This is a genomic window from Falsiroseomonas oryziterrae, from assembly GCF_021864505.1.
Classification (GTDB): Bacteria; Pseudomonadota; Alphaproteobacteria; order Acetobacterales; family Acetobacteraceae; genus Falsiroseomonas; species Falsiroseomonas oryziterrae.
This window is the reverse complement of record NZ_JAKJIB010000620.1, coordinates 1-1,021: the sequence shown is the minus strand read 5'-3', so window position 1 is coordinate 1,021 and position 1,021 is coordinate 1. Positions and strand designations below refer to the sequence as shown.

The 1,021-nt window shown below is 74.7% G+C and carries 2 protein-coding genes; both read left to right on the top strand.

Annotated elements, in window-relative coordinates; genetic code table 11:
• Window positions 1-334 (top strand): hypothetical protein (locus tag L2I40_RS23675; protein WP_237217798.1); only part of this gene is annotated, 334 nt, incomplete at its 5' end.
• Entirely contained in the window at window positions 321-908 is a 588-nt protein-coding gene (locus L2I40_RS23670; protein WP_237217797.1) for a CDP-alcohol phosphatidyltransferase family protein, read from the top strand. The genes L2I40_RS23675 and L2I40_RS23670, both read left to right, overlap by 14 nt.
• Window positions 909-1,021 lie beyond the last annotated feature (113 nt).

Below are 1,021 nucleotides of genomic sequence, written 5' to 3'. Positions count from 1 at the left end.
CGGCGCCGCGCGCGCGCCCGCCGCCGCGGGCGAGGGACCGCAGGTGGCCGGCGCCGTGCCGGGCGCCGCGACGGCCGCCTCGATCGAGGCGATTGCCCGCTACCGGAGCTTCCCCGAATATGCCGAATTGCAGCGCCGTCTCAGGGCCTCGCCCGCGGTCTCCCGCGTCGAGGTCGTGACGGTCGCCGGCGACATGGCGCGGCTGCGCGTCTCGCTCCGCAGCCAGCCGATGGACGCGGTGTCCACCCTGGCCGATGGCGGCGTGGCCCTGATGCCACCCGGCACCGAGACCCCCCAGCGCGAGGGATGGCGCCTCGGCCTTGGGGGGCGCTGACCAACCACCAGCGCCGGGCACCGAGCCGGCGGCCGAGGCAGGGTTCCTCACCCTGCCCAACGTCATCACCTTCGCGCGTCTGTGCGCGGTGCCGGCGGCGGTGTGGCTGATGCTGCAGCACCGCCTCGACCTCGCCTTCTGGGTCTTCGTCGCCGCTGGCGTGTCGGACGGCATCGATGGCTGGATGGCGCGCGCCTGGAACCTTCGCTCCCGGCTCGGCGCTATCCTCGACCCGATCGCCGACAAGGCGCTGCTCGTCTCGGTCTATGTCACCCTCGCGGCGATCGGCGTGCTGCCGGACTGGCTGGCGATCCTCGTCGTCTTCCGCGATCTGCTGATCGTCGGTGGCGTCGTGGTGCTCTACGTCCTCGGGCAGCCGCCCGCGATACAGCCCATCCTGCTTTCGAAGGCGAACACGCTGCTGCAGATCACGCTCGCCGCCGGCGCGCTGCTGGTCGCCGGCTACGGGTTGTCGGCCGGGGCGCTGCTCGACCTGCTCGTGGCGCTCGTCGCCGCCAGCACCTTGGCCTCCGGCGCCGCCTATGTCTGGCGCGCCGTGCGGGGGGTGCGATGAAGGCCGAGGATCCGAAGCCCGCCGCGGCCGCTCCCCCGGCGCCGCGCCCGCCGGCCGAGGCGGCGCGCGCGCCGTTCTGGCCGCCGCAGAACGGCGCACGGACGGCGACGCGC